The 18,127-nt window shown below is 61.9% G+C and carries 16 protein-coding genes; 8 read left to right on the top strand and 8 right to left on the bottom strand.

Annotated elements, in window-relative coordinates; translation table 11 throughout:
• The first annotated feature begins 99 nt into the window (after positions 1-99).
• Entirely contained in the window at positions 100-2,979 is a 2,880-nt protein-coding gene (locus AC0L2J_RS05105; protein ID WP_473387601.1) for an ATP-binding protein, read from the top strand.
• A gap of 36 nt (positions 2,980-3,015) precedes the next feature.
• Here the strand turns inward: AC0L2J_RS05105 and AC0L2J_RS05100 are convergent, their stop codons facing one another.
• Positions 3,016-3,912 carry a DMT family transporter gene (locus AC0L2J_RS05100; RefSeq protein WP_473387600.1) on the bottom strand — a complete coding sequence of 299 codons (897 nt, stop codon included), beginning with the start codon at positions 3,910-3,912 and terminating at the stop codon, positions 3,016-3,018.
• 761 nt (positions 3,913-4,673) lie between these two features.
• Here AC0L2J_RS05100 and AC0L2J_RS05095 point away from each other — a divergent pair.
• The 6 genes from AC0L2J_RS05095 (at position 4,674) to AC0L2J_RS05070 (ending at position 12,366) form a co-directional block, all read left to right on the top strand.
• Complete coding sequence (locus AC0L2J_RS05095; protein ID WP_473387599.1) at positions 4,674-8,438, top strand: vitamin B12-dependent ribonucleotide reductase; 3,765 nt, start codon at positions 4,674-4,676, stop codon at positions 8,436-8,438.
• 99 nt (positions 8,439-8,537) lie between these two features.
• Positions 8,538-8,738, top strand: coding sequence for a hypothetical protein (locus AC0L2J_RS05090; RefSeq protein ID WP_473387596.1), 201 nt, complete (start codon positions 8,538-8,540; stop codon positions 8,736-8,738).
• 110 nt (positions 8,739-8,848) lie between these two features.
• Positions 8,849-9,148, top strand: coding sequence for a hypothetical protein (locus tag AC0L2J_RS05085; RefSeq protein ID WP_473387593.1), 300 nt, complete (start codon positions 8,849-8,851; stop codon positions 9,146-9,148).
• Positions 9,141-9,740 carry an ImmA/IrrE family metallo-endopeptidase gene (locus tag AC0L2J_RS05080; protein WP_473387591.1) on the top strand — a complete coding sequence of 200 codons (600 nt, stop codon included), beginning with the start codon at positions 9,141-9,143 and terminating at the stop codon, positions 9,738-9,740. Before AC0L2J_RS05085 ends, AC0L2J_RS05080 begins: the two co-directional genes overlap by 8 nt.
• A gap of 70 nt (positions 9,741-9,810) precedes the next feature.
• Complete coding sequence (locus AC0L2J_RS05075; RefSeq protein WP_473387590.1) at positions 9,811-11,571, top strand: ATP-dependent nuclease; 1,761 nt, start codon at positions 9,811-9,813, stop codon at positions 11,569-11,571.
• Positions 11,572-11,850: 279 nt separating this feature from the next.
• On the top strand, positions 11,851-12,366 hold the full coding sequence (locus AC0L2J_RS05070) for a ParB N-terminal domain-containing protein (RefSeq protein ID WP_473387588.1): 516 nt from the start codon (positions 11,851-11,853) through the stop codon (positions 12,364-12,366).
• Positions 12,367-12,485: 119 nt separating this feature from the next.
• On the opposite strand, the gene AC0L2J_RS05065 is transcribed toward AC0L2J_RS05070, so the two are convergent.
• Entirely contained in the window at positions 12,486-12,782 is a 297-nt protein-coding gene (locus AC0L2J_RS05065) for an HdeA/HdeB family chaperone (protein ID WP_245313402.1), read from the bottom strand.
• Positions 12,783-12,905: 123 nt separating this feature from the next.
• Complete coding sequence (locus AC0L2J_RS05060; protein ID WP_063992605.1) at positions 12,906-13,265, bottom strand: c-type cytochrome; 360 nt, start codon at positions 13,263-13,265, stop codon at positions 12,906-12,908.
• 271 nt (positions 13,266-13,536) lie between these two features.
• Here AC0L2J_RS05060 and AC0L2J_RS05055 point away from each other — a divergent pair, with 271 nt between their 5' ends.
• Positions 13,537-14,655: a hypothetical protein gene (locus AC0L2J_RS05055; protein WP_473387584.1), complete on the top strand. Its 1,119-nt coding sequence runs from the start codon at positions 13,537-13,539 to the stop codon at positions 14,653-14,655.
• 55 nt (positions 14,656-14,710) lie between these two features.
• Here the strand turns inward: AC0L2J_RS05055 and AC0L2J_RS05050 are convergent, their stop codons facing one another.
• The 5 genes from AC0L2J_RS05050 to AC0L2J_RS05030 all read right to left on the bottom strand — a co-directional run bounded on the left by AC0L2J_RS05050 (position 14,711) and on the right by AC0L2J_RS05030 (position 17,891).
• Positions 14,711-14,929, bottom strand: coding sequence for a hypothetical protein (locus AC0L2J_RS05050; protein WP_007609614.1), 219 nt, complete (start codon positions 14,927-14,929; stop codon positions 14,711-14,713).
• On the bottom strand, positions 14,923-15,141 hold the full coding sequence (locus tag AC0L2J_RS05045) for a hypothetical protein (protein ID WP_473387582.1): 219 nt from the start codon (positions 15,139-15,141) through the stop codon (positions 14,923-14,925). Before AC0L2J_RS05045 ends, AC0L2J_RS05050 begins: the two co-directional genes overlap by 7 nt.
• 312 nt (positions 15,142-15,453) lie before the next feature.
• Complete coding sequence (locus AC0L2J_RS05040; protein ID WP_473387579.1) at positions 15,454-16,461, bottom strand: acyl-CoA desaturase; 1,008 nt, start codon at positions 16,459-16,461, stop codon at positions 15,454-15,456.
• 244 nt (positions 16,462-16,705) lie between these two features.
• A complete protein-coding gene (locus AC0L2J_RS05035) occupies positions 16,706-16,981 on the bottom strand; it encodes a hypothetical protein (RefSeq protein WP_473387575.1) in 276 nt (91 codons plus the stop codon).
• A gap of 250 nt (positions 16,982-17,231) precedes the next feature.
• Complete coding sequence (locus AC0L2J_RS05030; protein WP_473387572.1) at positions 17,232-17,891, bottom strand: cell envelope biogenesis protein TolA; 660 nt, start codon at positions 17,889-17,891, stop codon at positions 17,232-17,234.
• Positions 17,892-18,127: the final 236 nt, after the last annotated feature.

The raw sequence follows: 18,127 nt of genomic DNA, 5'->3' as shown, positions 1-18,127 counted from the left end.
AAATGCTGGCTGCGATCGTGCTTTTTCAAAATCGCGGTGTTCAGCAGCCTTGCGACGCATGATATTCCAGCGGATTGTCGCGTCGTTTGGCAGTGAAGAATGCGGGCTACCACGGAGACATTGCAGACAGGCCGGCGTCGAGAGGAACTCACGTTTTCCTTTGGGCCATTCCAACTCGTTCCGCGCCGCCAGCTTCTTCTTTTCGATGGCCACCCGGTCAAAATGGGCGGCCGCGCCTTTGAGCTGTTACAGCTGCTGGTGCAGCGTCGCGGCGAACTCGTCAGCAAGAATGAGCTGATGGAGGCCGCTTGGCCCGGCACCTTCCTCCACGACAGCAATCTCAAGGTCAATATGTGGAGCTTGAGGCGCTCGCTGGGCGACACGCAGGTTGAACCCGTCTACATCGCAACGGTGGCGCGGCGGGGTTACAAGTTCATTGCGGATGTGCAAGCCAGCATCGGCGAGATCGGGGACGAACTTGCGCATGCGGAGCCGGCCAGCTTGTCGAGGCCGCCCGTGGTGCGAGGCATCGTTGGTCGCGAAGCCGAAATCGCCGATACTGCCCAGGCGTTGATCGGAAATAGGCATGTCACGCTGACAGGCGCGGGCGGCATCGGCAAGACGACGGTCGCCATTGCAGCAGCACAGGTCTTCGCACCCCACTGCCGTGATGGCGTGTGCTTCGTCGATCTCGCGACAATTGCTGATCCCATGCTCTTCGGCGCTGCGCTGGTAACGGCCTTGGGGGTCAGGGGCAATCCGGACAACAACATGACTGCCGTCCTCGATTATCTGAGGTCGCGCCAAATGCTGGTGGTTCTGGACAATTGCGAACATGTGTTGCCTGCCGCCATCATGTTTGCCGGCAGGTTCATGACCGACACATCGTCTTCCAGGCTGCTGGCCACCAGCCGCGAGCCGCTCGGCACCCCCGCTGAGCATCTGATGCGGCTCGGTTCGCTTGGCTCGCCCAGGCCCGGCTCCGCCCTTACAATCGATCAGGCCATCAAATTCCCCGGGGTGCAGCTGTTTGTCCGCGCCGCCGCAGAGTGGTCGGACTATCAGTTCGTCGATGACGACTGCGAAGCGGTCGCCCGGATATGCCACGCGCTCGACGGCCTTCCTCTGGCCATTGAATTGGCGGCAGCCCAGCTCGGCAGGTTCACGCCTCGCCAACTGGTGACGCTTCTCGATCAAAACCTGGGTTTTCGCGCCCCCGGTATCGACGGCGCGACGCCGCGTCATGAAACCCTGATGGCGACGATCGACTGGAGCTTCAAGCTCCTGTCACAGAGGGAAGCCAGACTGTTCGGTTTGCTGTCGGTGTTCAGTGGCGCGTTCGACGCCGAGGATGCCGTTTTTGTCGCGGAGGCTGCGGGGCTCACGCCGGTCGACGTCGTCACCGGCCTCGGCGGCCTGGTGACCAAATCGTTGTTGAACGCGCAAGTGCAAGGAGCCAGCCTTCGCTATCGGCTGCTGGACAGCACACGGCATTATGCAGCGGAGCGCCGGCTGGCTGATGCTGCATCCCGCCATGCTCTGCACCGTCACGCACAGCGGGTGCTCGCTCTGTTCGAACAGTCCGAGGAGGAGTGGAACTGGCGCGAACCCGCCGATTGGACGCACCGCTACCTTGGTCGCATCGCGGACTTGAGGGCAGCTTTGTCATGGGCGTTTGGCGAGGAAGGGGACCCTGCCCTCGCGATCAGGCTGGCGGTGGCCGGCATCACCTTGTGGTCGGAGACGTCGATTCTTTCGGAGGCGCAGGCACGGTTGGAGACCGCGCTCAGCTTGGCCAAGTCCATTGCTTGTGACGATCTGCTCCGTGCAAAGCTCGCCTGTGCGCTGGGATGGAGTCTGTTCTACGCGCGCAAGCTCTCGAACGAGAATGCGCTTGCATGGCTCGATGCTATTGTCTTCGCAAGGCGTGCCGGGGATGTCGAGTATCAGCAACGCGCATTGGTGGGGTTTGCTTTTTACCTGCTGCAGATCGGTCAAATCCCGCGTGCGATTACCCATCTTGAAGAAGCAACGGCGCTGGCCGATCGGGACCGTGATCTGACGGCGACGTCCGAAGCCGATCGCGCTTGGGCATGGGCTCACGCCTTCGCCGGCGAATTGGGCAAGAGCCGCCTGGTTCTCGATCGCCTCGCGGCGACCTATTCGCTGGCCGAAAGCCGTTCGCGGAAGGATGCGAACGAGGTTTATCGTTTCATCACCGTTCGTTTCAATCTGCCTTTCGTGGCCTGGATGCAGGGGCAAGCCGAATATGCGGCGAAGCTGGCCAACGATGCCGTCGAAGCTGCGGATCGCGGCGGTCACTGGGTGTCGCAGTCGAATGCGCTAGGGCTCGCCGCGCTTCCGATCTCACTCGAAAACGGGAATTTGGCGGCGCTCGAGCATTACACGGAGCGGCTGCGTCGCAACCTGGATCGGGAGCGCATCTCGCGCTGGATTCCGGTCGAACGCTATTTCTCGGCCTGCCTGCGCGATTTGCGCGGAGATCTTGCGGCAGTGGAGGACATCCGTGCGGCGATCGAGGAGCTGATCGAGTGTCGCTTCGTGATGCGGATCGGCAGCTATCTCGCCGTCCTCAGCCGCGCCTATCTGCGACAGGGGCGGATCGAAGAGGCGCGAAAGGCGATCACAAGGGCTATTCACCATCAGGAAGATCAGGGAGAGCGCTGGTGTCGTTCGGAGCTTCAGCGGGTCGAGGCGTCCGTACTCCTTTCCGAAGGTGAGCCGCGTCTTGCCGAAAGCCTGTTACAGCAGGCACTGGACGAGGCGCGCGCGATAGGGGCGAAGACCTTTGAGCTGCGCGTAGCCACCGATCTTGCAACGCGCTGGATAGCGGCCGGGCGCCGGCCGAAGGCCGTCCGATTGCTCACTCCGATCTACGAGCAGTTCAGTGAAGGGTTCGAAACTCACGATCTGCTCGCAGCCGCGTGCCTGTTGGAGCGCGCGCGAGCGTCCGCTTAGGACATCAGGCGGCCAGCCCCTTCATGACTACACGCGCTACCGCGTCGCCAGCACCACGGCGGCGAGCGTAAACACCAGCGCGGCGATCTGCCCCGCTCCGAGCGGCTCGTGCAGCGCGATCGCGGACGCCACGACGCCGATGACCGGCACCGCCATGGTGCCGATCGCGGCGACGGAGGCCGGCAGGCGCGCAAGGGCTGCGAACCAGCTGACATAGGCGATGCAGAACTGCACCACGGTCGAATAGACCAGCAGCCACCATCCGACCGGCGTCACCAGCTCCAGACGCGTGGTCTCGACGGCGAGGCCGATGATCGTGATCGGCAGGCAGCCGATCCCGATCTGCCAGGCCGCGGCCGTGATCGGCGGCAGGCGGATCGGGTACTTCTTCGAAAACACCGTGCCGAGCGCGAAGCCGAGCGCGCCGCACAGCGCCATGACGATGCCCGGCAGCTTGTCCGCGGTGGCGGCAAAGCCGTTGCCGCCCATGATCGAGGCGAGGCCAGCAAAGGCCATCACCAGCGCGATGGTCCGCAACAAGGTCGGCCGCTCGCCGAGCACCGGCCAGGCGATCAGCGAGGCCCAGACCGGCATGGTGTAGGCGATCAGCGCCGCTTCGCTCGCCGGCAGCCACAGCAGCGCCAGGCCCATCAACACCATCCAGCCGGTGACATTGAGGATCGCGGCGGTCACGAGCCGCGGCCAGATCTCGCGGGGGACCCTGAGGCTGTCAGCGCGGATCAGCGCCAGCGCCGCCAGCAGCACCGCGCCCAGCACGCCGGTCACCCCGCGCAAGGTCAGCGGCGGCAGCTCGGAGAGCAGGAATTTCGTCACCGGCCAGTTGAAGCCCCAGCCCACCGAGGTGATGGCGAGGAACATCAGGCCGGCCGGGGCGATGCGCGGTCGCAGCACCGGGCGAGTCGAATCAAGCATGTGGGTAGTCCGGCAAAATCTGACCGAGCTTGGCGCGGATTCGCGCCTCCCACCACCACCCCGGCGGGCATGCCTGCCCTTACCTACCGTAGCCCTACGTGAGTCCCCCGGAGGCAAGCCCGCGATCCAAAAATATACCTGCCCTGTGAACAGCGGGGTGAAGCCTCAGCAGGACCCCAAGATGCAAATTTTTTCGGTTGGGAATCCCTGAGGACTCACTGATACTTGGCTCAACAACAGGCGCGGGCCTGCCCCCTGTTATCCCCCACAATCCACCATATTTAGTATTTGATTCAGGAACTCGCACTAGTTCTTGACGGGCGCAATGGAGAGTCCTAGTTTTCGATCCGTTCGGCGCGAGTGTGTTTGCGTCCCGCCGGCACTCCCCCAAAGGGTCTGCAAAACAGCACTCCGCCAAGCCAGACAAAGGCAGCGGGATACGGGCTTGTCTGCCCGGCGAGCGGACTTTTCGGGCGCCTGAACGGGCTGGAAACAGGCCCGGATGGCAATGGTTGAAGACGTGACGTTGTGGGGCGTTGAACGCATGTCGGACTCATCCCTTTGGGGCGGATGGGTCTGGACGTGCCGGCGGATGATCGGTGCGCGCATCGAACAATCGCGTCGGGAGAAAAATGGGCCGGGTCCACCGGCTGAGCTGCGTTGCCAAGGGGCCCGACCGCCCTCAAGCACCGCGAAATGAAATGATGACCCGGCACGCCTGAACGGAGGCGGTCCGGTCAAAGATAGGACGGGGCAAGACCATGCGGATTGAGCGGCGCCACACCACTTCGGGACAGTCACCTTACGCCGGCATCGAGTTCCGGCTGACCACGTCGGAGATCAGGAATCCCGACGGCTCGGTCGTGTTCAAGCTCGACAATGTCGAGGTCCCGACCGCGTGGTCGCAGGTCGCCTCCGACGTCCTGGCCCAGAAGTACTTCCGCAAGGCCGGCGTTGCCGCGCGCCTGAAGAAGGTCGAGGAAGAATCCGTCCCCTCCTTCCTGTGGCGCTCCGTGCCCGACACCGAGGCGCTGGCCCTCCTGCCCGAGAAAGAGCGCTTCGTCAGCGAGCTCTCGGCCAAGCAGGTGTTCGACCGTCTCGCCGGCTGCTGGACCTATTGGGGCTGGAAGGGCAAGTACTTCTCCTCCGACGAGGACGCCCAGACCTTCTACGACGAGCTCCGCTACATGCTGACCATGCAGATGGTCGCGCCGAACTCGCCGCAATGGTTCAACACCGGTCTGCACTGGGCCTATGGCATCGACGGCCCCGGCCAGGGCCATTATTACGTCGACCCCTTCACCGGCAAGCTGACCCGCTCGAAATCCTCCTACGAGCATCCGCAGCCGCACGCCTGCTTCATCCAGGGCGTCGGTGACGACCTCGTCAACGAGGGCGGCATCATGGACCTCTGGGTCCGCGAAGCCCGCCTGTTCAAATACGGCTCCGGCACCGGCTCCAACTTCTCGCGCCTGCGCGGCGAAGGCGAACGCCTCTCCGGCGGCGGCCGCTCGTCCGGCCTGATGAGCTTCCTCAAGATCGGCGACCGCGCGGCGGGCGCGATCAAGTCGGGCGGCACCACGCGCCGCGCCGCCAAGATGGTCGTCGTCGACGTCGATCACCCCGACATCGAGACCTATATCGACTGGAAGGTGAAGGAGGAGCAGAAGGTCGCCGCTCTCGTCACCGGATCCAAGATCAACCAGAAGCACCTCAAGGCCGTGCTCAAGGCCTGCGTCAATTGCGAGGGCTCGGGCGACGATTGCTTCGACCCGGAAAAGAACCCTGCGCTCCGCCGCGAAATCAAGCTGGCCCGTCGCTCGCTGGTGCCTGACAACTACATCAAGCGCGTCATCCAATTTGCAAAACAGGGCTACAAGGACATCCAGTTCGACGTCTACGACACCGACTGGGATTCGGAAGCCTACCTCACGGTTTCGGGGCAGAACTCCAACAACTCCGTCTCGCTCAAGGACGACTTCCTGCGCGCGGTCGAGACCGACGGCGACTGGAATCTGGTGGGACGCACCACCAAGAAGATCACCAAGACCCTGAAGGCGCGCGATCTCTGGGAAAAAATCGGTTACGCCGCCTGGGCGTCAGCCGACCCGGGCCTGCACTTCAACACCACCATGAACGACTGGCACACCTGCAAGGCGTCCGGCGACATCCGCGCCTCCAATCCGTGCTCGGAATACATGTTCCTGGACGACACGGCGTGCAACCTCGCCTCCGCCAATCTGCTGACGTTCTACGACATCCCCTCCAAGCGTTTCGACGTCGAGGGTTACGAGCATCTCTGCCGGCTCTGGACCATCGTGCTCGAAATCTCGGTGATGATGGCGCAGTTCCCGTCGAAGTCGATCGCCGAGCTCTCCTACGAGTTCCGCACGCTCGGCCTCGGCTACGCCAATATCGGCGGCCTCCTGATGACCATGGGCCTGTCCTATGACTCGAAGGAAGGCCGCGCCATCGCCGGCGCGCTGACCGCGATCATGACGGGCATCACCTACAAGACCTCGGCCGAAATGGCGGCCGAGCTCGGCACCTTCCCGGGCTACAAGAAGAACGCCGCGCACATGCTGCGCGTGATCCGCAACCACCGCCGCGCCGCCCATGGCCAGTCCAACGGCTACGAGGCGCTCAGCGTCAATCCCGTGCCGATGGACCTGGTGTCGTGCCCGCAGACCGACCTCGTGACGCATGCGCAGGCAGCCTGGGATGCGGCGCTCGAGCTCGGCGAGAAGCACGGCTATCGCAACGCCCAGACCACGGTGATCGCGCCGACCGGCACGATCGGCCTCGTCATGGATTGCGACACCACCGGCATCGAGCCTGACTTCGCGCTGGTGAAATTCAAGAAGCTCGCCGGCGGCGGCTACTTCAAGATCATCAACCGCGCGGTCCCGGCAGCGCTTCGCGCGCTCGGCTATCGCGAGAGCGAGATCGCGGAGATCGAGGCCTACGCCGTCGGCCACGGCTCGCTCTCCAACGCCCCCGGCATCAACGCCTCGACGCTGAAAGCCAAGGGCTTCACCGACGAAGCCATCGCCAAGGTCGAGAAGGCGCTGCCGACCGCCTTCGACATCAAGTTCGCCTTCAACAAATGGACCTTTGGCGAGGACTTCATCCGCGACCAGCTCGGCATCGGTGCCGAGGCGATCGCGGCCCCCGGCTTCGACCTGCTCCAGGCCGTCGGCTTCACCAAGCGCGAGATCGAGGCGGCCAACGTCCACATCTGCGGCGCGATGACGGTGGAAGGTGCCCCGCACCTCAAGGCCGAGCACTATCCGGTGTTCGACTGCGCCAACCCTTGCGGCAAGGTCGGCAAGCGCTATCTCTCGGTTGAGAGCCACATCCGCATGATGTCGGCGGCGCAGCCCTTCATCTCGGGTGCGATCTCCAAGACCATCAACATGCCGAACGACGCAACTGTAGAGGACTGCAAGTCCGCCTACATGCTGTCGTGGAAGCTGGCGCTCAAGGCCAACGCGCTCTACCGCGACGGCTCCAAGCTCAGCCAGCCGCTCAACTCGCAGCTCATCGCCGACGATGAGGACGAGGACGATGCGGTCGAGCATCTCTACGACAAGCCGATGGCGGCACGCACCGCCCAGGTCTCGGAAAAGATCGTCGAGAAGCTGGTCGAGCGCATCATCGTGATGCGCGAACGCGAGAAGATGCCGGATCGCCGCAAGGGCTACACCCAGAAGGCGGTCGTCGGCGGCCACAAGGTCTATCTGCGCACCGGCGAGTATGACGACGGCCGCATCGGCGAGATCTTCATCGACATGCACAAGGAAGGCGCGGCACTGCGCTCCTTCATCAACAACTTCGCCATCGCGGTGTCGCTGGGCCTCCAGTACGGCGTGCCGCTCGACGAATATGTCGACGCCTTCACCTTCACCCGCTTCGAGCCGGCGGGCCCCGTGCAGGGCAACGACAGCATCAAGTACGCGACCTCGATCCTCGACTACGTCTTCCGCGAGCTGGCGGTGAGCTATCTCAGCCGCTTCGACCTCGCCCATGTCGATCCCAGCGAGACCGGGTTCGACGTGCTCGGCAAGGGCGTCGAGGAAGGCAAGGAGCCGGATGACCACGGCCAGCGCGCCTCCAAGCTGGTGTCGCGCGGCCTCACCCGCTCCCGCACCGACAACCTCGTGGTGATGCGCGGCGGCTCGACCGCGGTCGCGCAAGGCAACGACAGCGCCCCGGCCGGCGGCTCCAAGGTCACCTCGCTCGCCTCCCACGGCGCAGGCCGTGCCGGCGACGTCCTGGAAGGCGCGGTCGCGCTGAAGCAGGAAGTGGCCCACGACCTCTCGCCCACCGAGAAGCTGGAGGCCCTGCAATGGAGCAAGGCCGGCAGCGCGCAAGTCGCGGTCCCCAGCAAGGCCGAACGCCGCGCGGAAGCGAAAGCCAAAGGCTACGAAGGCGAGATGTGCAGCGAGTGCGGCAACTTCACGCTGGTGCGGAATGGCACGTGCATGAAGTGCGATACTTGCGGATCTACGACGGGGTGTTCGTAAGCGCGCCCTGAAACATAGAGCATGCCCGGCCGATGCCGGCCGGGCATGCGCAACGCCTAGTTTAAGTATTGTTGAATTCATTGTCTTTGGAGATTCGACATGACCAAGCAGCCAGGCCTTGACGGACGCCATCGCGACGCGGATGGGCAAATCCGTCACAAAAACGGTAACACTCGCGTCGACACACTGCGAGAAACCTACGGCGAAAACTTCGCCAAGGGATTTCGTGGGGACATGAAGCTGGAGACTCTTCTTGAGAGGACCGGCGCCCCAACACTCACTGAGTATCTTAAAAAATAGACAAATACTTAGACGGTTAGCTTCTTCGTTCATCGGAGCACGTCATGATCAGCGTTCTAAGCCGCTTTGGACATCGGTGCCGAGAGTTGCGCCTCTCAAGAGGCCTAACCATGGGTGACCAGTCGGCACGCCTTAATTATTCCGTCAATAGAATTTCATCGATCGAATGCGGAGCTATGACTCCGCCTGACGACTATCTCAACGGCCTAAAAGATTGGATGAAACTGGACGACGGAGAGTTTCAGGATCTCAAGAAAACAATTCGCTCGAACGTCGTCGAACTCAATCGCGTAAAGGGTATGGGGGAGAATGGTCGCTCAATGCGGCTATTCAGAAAAATAAGTCAAATGACACCGGCACAAATCCGGGCATTCAAACAACCGCCTGAAAACGGGGTTAAGAATGAATGACGACTTCAAAGTAAACGGAAGATCGGCCAAAGATGTTGCCGCCACTGCTCTTGCTTGGCGTGACGTTTTGGGCGTTGCGGATCAGTGGGCTCCAGACGTCGTCAGACTGCTTGAGCTGTCATTACCTCGGATTATTTCCAACTTTGCACTCGTTGTTCGCCCCGACCCGGAGATGGGCGACGCAGAAGCCTATACTGAATTCAATCCACCACATATTGCCGTTCGCGGCAGCGTCTATTCGCTCGCTCTCCATCAAGAAGGCCGAAGCCGAATGACCTTCGCGCATGAACTTGGGCACCTCGTCATGCATCCGGGCGCGGTAAAGCTCCGCAGCGAAGCTGCCGCTCTCACGAAGTCGTCGTTCAAATTCTACGAGAGCGCAGAATGGCAGGCGAGAAAATTTGCCGCGCTATTTCTGGTCCCCGACCATATCGCGATACAGTTTGGCAGCGCGCAGCAGCTAGCCGAGTGCTGCAAGATCAGCGCGCAGGCCGCTCAGATAAGATTCAACGAGACCTCCCCGCTGCGGCAGCAGAAGCAAATTCCGGAGAGCATCCGGCAGGCCGTCGCTCAACTCAATCCCATCGAATAGGACAGAAGCCGCGCTAAACTGTTCTTCTAACAGGTAGGAAGATCAAGGATAGCGAGCCAAGAAGCGCGCAATGTTTACAAGCGTCAAGTTTCGCAACTTCAAGTCGCTCAGGGATTACACTGTCCACCTGAAGAGAACCAATATTTTGGTCGGCCCTAACAATGCTGGGAAATCCAGCATCTTGGATGCATTCCGTGTACTCGGTGCGGCGCAAACGTTCGCAATGCGCAGGAATCCAACACCATTAACGATCGGGCGCGACACGATTTCGGGGTATGAAATCCCGCAATCCCAACTTCCTATCTCTCTCGCCAATATTCATACAGACTACCACTCTGAGTACGAGACCTCGGTCACATTCCAAATTGAGAATGGCAACAAGCTCCAACTCTTGTTCTTCGAAAATTCGCGTTGTGTGCTTGTAGCCGATAACTTGGGACGCCAAATTCAGAATACGTCCGCATACAAGCGGAACTATCCACTCACAATCTCCATATTCCCAACTCTTGGTCCACTCGAAGAAGAGGAAAGCCCTGTCGATCCTGACTACCTTCGCCGTTGGCAGTCCACACGGCGATCAAACCGGCTTTTTCGAAACATCTGGTACCAGAACAGGACGAACTTTGATCGTTTCAAGTCTTTGGTTGAGGAAACTTGGCCCGGCATGACGATATCGCCGCCTGAGCGACACGGGTTTAATCCCGCTCGTCTGACAATGTTTTGCGTCGAAAACAGGGTCACTCGCGAGGTCTGCTGGGCTGGGTTCGGCTTTCAAGTGTGGCTTCAATTGCTGACCCATCTTCAAGGCGCTAGCGACTCAACCACAATGATCGTGGATGAGCCGGAGATATACCTGCATCCAGACCTGCAGCGGCGCCTCTTTTTGCTGCTCAAATCAATGAACAAGCAACTGGTTATGGCCACGCATTCCTCGGAAATCGTGAATGAGGCCGAGCATGACGAGATCCTCCTCGTCAACCGAACTCGGCGGACCGCCAAGCGAGTTGGCGATATAGATGGCCTTCAGGAGGCGCTCTTCACAATTGGCTCCGGGCAAAACATACATTTGGCCCGTCTGTCACGCGGTCGTAAGATACTCTTCTTTGAGGGTGACGACATAAAACTCATGAAGAAGTTTGCGGCCCGACTTGGGTATCGCAACTTCGAAAATGAGACGAGCATAACGGTCGTGCCTCTAGGTGGCTTCTCTCACAAGGAAAAGATTGCCGACGCAGCTTGGACTTTCGAAAAAGTTCTCCGCGCCGAAATATCCATTGCTGCGGTGCTCGATCGCGATTACCGCTCCGCCGAGGAGGTCGATGAAATCGCCCGTTCAGTTCCAGCGTCGATACCGGCTTTTTTCATTTTGGCACGTAAGGAGATCGAAAATTATCTGATCGAGCCTCACGCCATTGCAAATGCGATAAACGAACGCTTGGCAGGTCAGTCGAACCGCACGCGCCCCGATCTAACCGCTGAGGAGACGACGCAAATCTTAGATCAAATCGCGAACGGCATGAAGTCAATGGTTTTGAGCCAGCTCGCAGGAAACCGCACCCGCTTCTTCGAAGGACGGACTCGCCACGATCCATCGACTGTATTTAAGGAAGCAATTGAGTACCTAGACGCCAAATGGACTTCAACCGCGAGCAAGCTAACTGTCGTCCCTGGCAAGCAACTTCTATCGGCCTTAAACACGTACCTGCAAGAAGCCATGGGCGTGTCAATCACTGCAACTCAAATCATTCGATCCTTGTCTCTGCCAAGCGATAGCGATCTGCGGCATATACTCGCTGCTCTGGACGAATTTGCTGCCGCTCAACAATCGTGACCTCATGCTAAAATTACGCTGACCAGTGCACTTTACAGGCCTTCCGGCATTGCGGTGTAAGTGCACTAATTCACCTGCTCCTTCCGGCCGATCTGCGGATTCGGCTCCGCGTTTGGTGAACGGCGTCAATTAAGTGCACACCGTCATCGAGACTGGTTCCGGCTTCGTGCTCATCAACACCCCGCCGCCGGAATTACCTTTGCGGCTGCGCCCTTCCCTCCTAAACTCCGAGCACCGCCGGCATCGGTTCCGACGGCCCGGTAGAAGCGGAGTCAGATTATGCCCAAACCGGAAAGCTTCCCGATCGAGAAGATCTTCGTTCCCACGAAGCAGAAGAAAGCCATCAAGCCCGGGATCGTCGGGGAGATCGCTGAAAGTATGCTGGACATCGGACAACAGGAACCCATTTCAGTCCGGCTCGACGGAGACCGCCTCGTTCTGGTCGAGGGACTGCATCGGCTCGAAGCCTGCAAGGCGCTGGGCGAGACAACCATTATCGGTGTCATCGTCCCGGCGGAGGTCGCTCAACACAGGCCGCTGCTGTCCGAAGGACCCGCAGTCGAGGCAGAGCGCCTCAAGATGGCGCGATTGAAACAGTTGCGCCTGGAGAAGGAAGCCGCGGAGGCATCGATCGCTGGCTCGAAGAGCGTCAACGGAACGGAAGCGCCGCGCACCCGTCCGACGAAAGGCGGTCGCGACAATCCGAAGGCATCACCGGGCCGGACCGTGGGATCGACACCGAAAACATTGTCGGACTGGATCACGCAGCAAAAGGGCCACGGCGGTCGCTATTGATGGCCGGCGATGACGGTGACAGTGCACTTCACCTGTCGATGTAGAGTCAATGCGCGTCGCCGTAATGCGCGATATGGTCAGGCCGACACGACCGCAAACGCCCGCGCCCCCCTCGGCCCCTACTTCGTATTGGCCTCGACGGCCTCCAGCAGCGGCATCTCGCGATGCGACTCGCAGAAGCGCGAGAGCTTGTTGCCGTTCTTGTTCAGCGCTTGCGTGTCCACGACGGGATTGTTGCGGCGGCCGGCGTAGAACCCGGCGAGCCAGACATTTACGGTCTGCATGTGGGTGATGCGCTGGGTGATGTACTGGTCGCAGCTGATCTTGGAAACATCGACCAGCACCTGGGCCTTGGCCGGCACGGCCAGCAGCAGGGCCGCGAAGGCACCAAGGATGATCGCTCTTGTCTGAACCATGTTTTCCTTCCGATGAATGTTTGCACGGTGGAGGTGGTCGGGCGCCGCCTGCTTGATCCAGATCAAGGGCGGCCCGTTGCCTCCCCCGCAGCCCATCCCCGCATCTCATCCTGGGAGCTGCGCCTAACCGTTCCTCAGGCTCAGGATGTAGCTCACCAGCGCATCAGCCTGATCGGGCGCGATGATCAGATTCGGCATGTTCTGGTGGCTGGTCTTCAAGAACACCTTCAGCGAAAGCGCGGTGGTGCCGTTGCGGTTCGCGATGGCTTCGAAGCTCGGGGCCGTATCGAACAATCCGGCCATGCGGGGCTCGACCGCATGACACGTCTGGCACCACGCTTGCGCAAGACGATGCCCCTCCGATGCCGTGCGCACGGCTGCCCTTGATGCTCCGCCGGCGCCGTGGACGATCATGACAAGAAACAGCCCCGACAACGCGATCAGGATGGCGAGGCCGACATAACTGCGAATGCTCCGCGACATAGCCGTACCTCGCCATTGTTTGGCAGCTTCAAGAGCCTAGGCCGGCGCTGGCAGACGGAATTGATCCCGATCAAGAATTGCGAGCTACGGCTGACAAGGCGCTCATCCGGGCCAGGAGCACTTCGGTGTCGGGCCTCGATCCGACCTACCCCCAAGCCCGCCTTAATTTCTCCTTCGCACGCGCGTTGTGTTGGACGGCGGCGAGACTTATCGTTCCAACGATCGAACTGCCGCACTCCCATTGACGCCCGACTGGAGCGAGAGCGCATCGGTGCCCGAGACGAACGACCCCAAACCTGACGACCACAAGCCTGACGCCCCCAAGCTTGAGGCCTCCAAGCCTGAGGCCCCCAAGCCCGATGCCCCCAAGCCTGATGCCGCAAAGCCGGACGCGGAGCGCGCCGATGGCGGGCTGGCGCGGGCCTACGACCGGATCAAGAGCGCGGAGCAAGACCTTGCGCGGCTGGACCGGCTGGTTTCCGGAATGGAACGCGGCAGCGAAAGCCCGCGGGTCTCGCGCGCAAGCGCCGGTGCGGAGGCTGTCCAGCCTCCCAAGGACAAGGCTCCCGAGGACAAGACTCCCAAGAGCACGGCGCTGGCGCCGGCTAGCACGGTTCGCACCCAAGGCCTGAAGGGAGATCGGCCCATGCTGCGCGCTCTGGTCGCTCTCGTGCTGGCGATCGGCGTTCTCGGTATCGCCTTCGCTTCGCAATATCGCGACGAGGCCAGGTCGATGACCAAATCGATCATGGCGCGATGGGCTCCGCCGGCCGCCACTCGGCCTCCGCAAGCGTCCGCGGTTGAAAGTCCGCCGCAACCGCCGGCCGTGCAGCTGGCTGCCGCGGATGAGCCCGGCACGGTGCCCGAGCCGCCGGCCGGCAAGGACACCGAGAGCAATGCAGGGTTTGACGCTTCAAGATCCGACGCTTCAAGACCTGACGCTTCAAGACCTGACGCTTCAAGAACTGGCGCCACAACGCCTGACTCCTCGTCGTCAGATCTCGCGCAATCGCTCAAGACCATCACCAGCGAGCTTGCGAACATCAACGGAAAGCTCGAGCAACTGAAAAGCCGCAACGAGCAGACGCTGCGCGAGCAGGCCGACACCATTCAACAGCTCAAGGCGGCGCAGGAGAAGGATGCGGCGGCCAATGCCCGCCTCGCCGCACAGGTCCAGGCGCTGCAAAAGGAGCTGACGACTTCATCCGCATCGTCATCCGCACCTGCACCCGCGAAACCCGCCGCGCGGAGCGCGATCAACAACGAGACCGCTGCGCCTGCACGGCCGCATGTGCAAGCGGCCGCACCGCGGCGACCGCGGCCGTCGCGCGGGCCCTGGATGCCCCCGCCCTATATGGTCGATCCCTATTACGGCGATCCGGATTGGTGATTCCGCAGGGCAATTCGAGCACTTCTGCGCCGGCACACAAGCTGGCGGGCCGGCATCAATCCCGCGGCGAGATCTGAAGCTCCATCAACGCCATGCGCTCCAGCACAGCGGGGTCTCGCTCGCCCTCCTTCGCCGTGCGAAGGATTGTCTCCGCGATCGACCTGACATGCGCAGAGCTGACCGGGGCCGGCAGTGACGCAACCGCCGTGTCCAGCGCGGTTTTCATGATGCCGATGGTTTCAGGCGTAAAAGATGCATTCGAAAAATCTAGCATGCTGGATCCGATCTGGAGGTCATCACGAGCGTCGCTTGGTTCGAGTGACTGCTGATCTGCGCAATCCGGTCGACCAGGGCCGTCAGATGTCGCGGTAATGGGTCGTGCTCGCCGCCAAGCTTGCTCCGCAGGCGGTCTGCTATTTCATGAGAGATCGCCAGGCTGGAGCCGCGGTCGATCTCAATGGCATTGCGAACATCGGGGCTGTTCATGAAGGTTTCCGGTTGATACGCACGGAGGACGCATCGCGCCGAGCCGCTCTCACAAGGCGACTGCGGTCTTTATTCAGGCGAGGATCGGAGGGTCGATCTCGCTGCGCTCGGGGATCACAGGCTCAACGGCCCCATCGGGCCAGAGTTCCCTCCGAACACAACTTATGTTTGGATTTCACGGAAGCGGCAGTTTCTGCGGCTTGCGGCGGTTAAGGACCGTAGCCCGGATGGAGCGAAGCGAAATCCGGGATCTCGCGCCAAGCCACGCTGGTCCCGGATTGCGCTACGCTCCAGCCGGGCTACAGGCCCCCTTCAGACCATCGCTTCGTTATCTGCCACAGGACGCTTTCCGTCCTCTGAATCTCCGGAGCGAACAGCCCGGCTTCCCGCCGCGAAAATGTCGTGCACCAGCCCGAGCTTGCCGAGCGCCAGAATGATCAGGCCGTTGATGTCGATCTCGTACCAGGCGTGCGAAATGTAGGCGTCGCGCGGAAACCGGTGATGGTTGTTGTGCAGGCCTTCACCGAAAGTGAGGATCGTGGTCACGAACTCGTTGGTGGTGCCGTCGTCGAGATCGAAGCGGCGGTAGCCGTAGCGGCCGTCGCTGTGGCAGACCGAGTTGACCAGCGATGTCGCCATGGTCATGAGGTAGCTGCGGAACAGGCCGGAGAACAGGATACAGCCGGTCATCGTGTGCACGCCGCCGAAGGCGTAGCCGATCGCGCCCGGAATGATCACGGCCGAGAGCGCGTACCAGTACCAGCGCGTCCTGGTGAAGAACATCGCGATCGGATCGGCCAGGATATCCTTGGCGTAGTATCCGGCGTCGGTGGTGGCCTGGTCCCACACCCAGCCGCCTTGCGCATGCATCATCCCCTTGGCGAAGGTGACATAGGGGTTGCCGTCGCCATCATAGTAGGGGCTGTGGACGTCGCCGGGCTTGTCGGAGTGAAGGTGATGCCGGCGATGATTGCTCACCCATTTCAGGATCGAGCCCTGCACCGCCATGGTGGCGACGGCCGCGAACAACGTCCGCATCACCGGACCGCAGCGAAAGCTGCGGTGCACGAAATAGCGATGCATGAAGCCGATCCCGACCGTGGACAGCGCGAACGTGCCGGCGAAGACCGAAACCTCCACCCAGCCGATACCTTGCCAGAAGGCCCAGACCAGCGCCGCGATCGACCCTCCGATCATGATCACGAAGGAGATGTAGGAATCGCGAAACTTGGCTTCGACCACGGGACCTTCGACCAGCACGCCCGGCGGCATTTTCCGCTCCGCAGCTTCCGCCGACACCACGCTTTCAATGACGGTCATTCCAGCCGATCCAGTCACACAAAATTAGCCCTGTTGCGGCGCACAGTACAACCTCGGGTTATCTGCATCAAGGATGCGAGCTGCCGTGGGAGTACGGAGCGGCGGCTGCGGCTTGCTGCGGATGACGGATAAGAACGTAGCCCGGATGAGCGCAAGCGAAATCCGGGATTCGTGCCATGCAGGCGGTCACGCGATGCGGACAGTCCGGCCCCGGATTACGCTTCGCTCCATCCGGGCTACGGGATCACCACCAGTAGGGCCAGCGCCAGCCCTCGTAGCGGACATACGACGACACCAAAGGCGGGCCGTAGGGATCGACCCGGTCGTCTTCAGGGCGATAACGATAGCGCGGAACGATATTGTAATCCCACGGCGTCGGCCTGAGCACGGGGACATCGACCCTCAGCCGTTGTTCATCCGCCACGCGAGCCTTCCGCGTCCGGGCTTCGGCATCCGATATCCCGACGTTCCACAGCACCAGCGCCGTTCCGAGCGCACACGCGACAGTCATGGTCTTCATGCGTTGGTCTCCTTGTCCCCAGAGTGCAAAAGGACGCCAAGCAAGGCAAGCGAATTTGCGATCAAGCTTTGCCGGAATGACCGACGCTGGCCGCCCCGCCATCATTGCGAGCGAAGCGAAGCAATCCAGACTCTCGGCGGAGGGACTCTGGATTGCTTCTCGGAGCCTGTCATCGGGCCGCGCTTCGCGCGGACCCGTTGGCTCGCAATGACGAAGAAGTGACGGCACGACGCGCTTCTGACCCGGCCCCCTACTCCCGCGCGCGCCGCACCGCCTCCGTCAGCTTCATCCTCTGCTTGTCCCACCGGCTCTGCTCCGCCTCGGCGCGTTGATCGAGCGCGGCGCGCTCGGCTTCGATCGCCTCCGCCCGCGATTCGTGCTCCCGCCTCGCCTCGTCCAGCGCCGCCTGCGCGCTCGCGACCGCCTTGTCGCGGCGCGCGCGCTCCCTGGCGCGCACGGCCTCTTCCTTGTGGCGCTCGGCGTCCCGCCGCCGCTCTTCCTTCTCGAACGCCGCGGCGGCCTTGCGCGCCTGTTGATCGTCGAGCTTGCGTGATGGTTGCTTTGCAGCCTTTGAAGGACTCTCTTTCGGCTTGGATTTCGCTTTGGACTTGTCCTTACGCTTCGGCGTGGCTTCGTCGTCAGCGAGATCGGTCGGCAAACCGGAATGCTCGGTGAACGGGCCGTCCGATCCGACCGGACGCCTGAGCACCACGCCCGGCTTCTCCATCGTCGCCGCGACGATGTCGGGGTCGTCGGTCTCCTTTGCGGCGCCCTGGCGAAACAGATTGGACCTGGCGCCCCAGGCGTCCAGCGCCGCCTTCATCGAGGGCGCGGCGATCGCCTGGTCGTAGAAGCCGAGCGAGGTCTGGTAGGTCTTCAGTTTTCTTTTTGGTTTTGCTTTTTTCGGCATGTCGCTCCGCAGCTGGCGAGCCACCAGCTTCCAGCGGCGCCATCATGCCATACTGCCCCTGTTTTGCCCGACGAGTCAAATGAATTTCGGTATCACCGAAGTCGATGCAAGCCCCGGGTAGCGGGGGGGGGGGGGGGGGGGGGGGGGGGGGGGGGGGGCCGGGCGGGGGGGGGGGGGGGGGGGGGGGGGGGGGGGGGGGGGGGGGGGGGGGGGGGGGGGGGGGGGGGGGGGGGGGG

The organism is Bradyrhizobium sp. MV1.5, from assembly GCF_055807615.1.
This window is presented reverse-complemented; position numbering and strand designations above follow the sequence as displayed.

Bases quoted from the DNA above. Each gene is read 5' to 3' on its own strand.
- AC0L2J_RS05105 (WP_473387601.1), top strand. From the start codon at position 100: ATGCGGGCTACCACGGAGACATTGCAGACAGGCCGGCGTCGAGAGGAA.
- AC0L2J_RS05100 (WP_473387600.1), bottom strand. From the start codon at position 3,912: ATGCTTGATTCGACTCGCCCGGTGCTGCGACCGCGCATCGCCCCGGCC.
- AC0L2J_RS05095 (WP_473387599.1), top strand. From the start codon at position 4,674: ATGCGGATTGAGCGGCGCCACACCACTTCGGGACAGTCACCTTACGCC.
- AC0L2J_RS05090 (WP_473387596.1), top strand. From the start codon at position 8,538: ATGACCAAGCAGCCAGGCCTTGACGGACGCCATCGCGACGCGGATGGG.
- AC0L2J_RS05085 (WP_473387593.1), top strand. From the start codon at position 8,849: ATGGGTGACCAGTCGGCACGCCTTAATTATTCCGTCAATAGAATTTCA.
- AC0L2J_RS05080 (WP_473387591.1), top strand. From the start codon at position 9,141: ATGAATGACGACTTCAAAGTAAACGGAAGATCGGCCAAAGATGTTGCC.
- AC0L2J_RS05075 (WP_473387590.1), top strand. From the start codon at position 9,811: ATGTTTACAAGCGTCAAGTTTCGCAACTTCAAGTCGCTCAGGGATTAC.
- AC0L2J_RS05070 (WP_473387588.1), top strand. From the start codon at position 11,851: ATGCCCAAACCGGAAAGCTTCCCGATCGAGAAGATCTTCGTTCCCACG.
- AC0L2J_RS05065 (WP_245313402.1), bottom strand. From the start codon at position 12,782: ATGGTTCAGACAAGAGCGATCATCCTTGGTGCCTTCGCGGCCCTGCTG.
- AC0L2J_RS05060 (WP_063992605.1), bottom strand. From the start codon at position 13,265: ATGTCGCGGAGCATTCGCAGTTATGTCGGCCTCGCCATCCTGATCGCG.
- AC0L2J_RS05050 (WP_007609614.1), bottom strand. From the start codon at position 14,929: ATGCTAGATTTTTCGAATGCATCTTTTACGCCTGAAACCATCGGCATC.
- AC0L2J_RS05045 (WP_473387582.1), bottom strand. From the start codon at position 15,141: ATGAACAGCCCCGATGTTCGCAATGCCATTGAGATCGACCGCGGCTCC.
- AC0L2J_RS05040 (WP_473387579.1), bottom strand. From the start codon at position 16,461: ATGACCGTCATTGAAAGCGTGGTGTCGGCGGAAGCTGCGGAGCGGAAA.
- AC0L2J_RS05035 (WP_473387575.1), bottom strand. From the start codon at position 16,981: ATGAAGACCATGACTGTCGCGTGTGCGCTCGGAACGGCGCTGGTGCTG.
- AC0L2J_RS05030 (WP_473387572.1), bottom strand. From the start codon at position 17,891: ATGCCGAAAAAAGCAAAACCAAAAAGAAAACTGAAGACCTACCAGACC.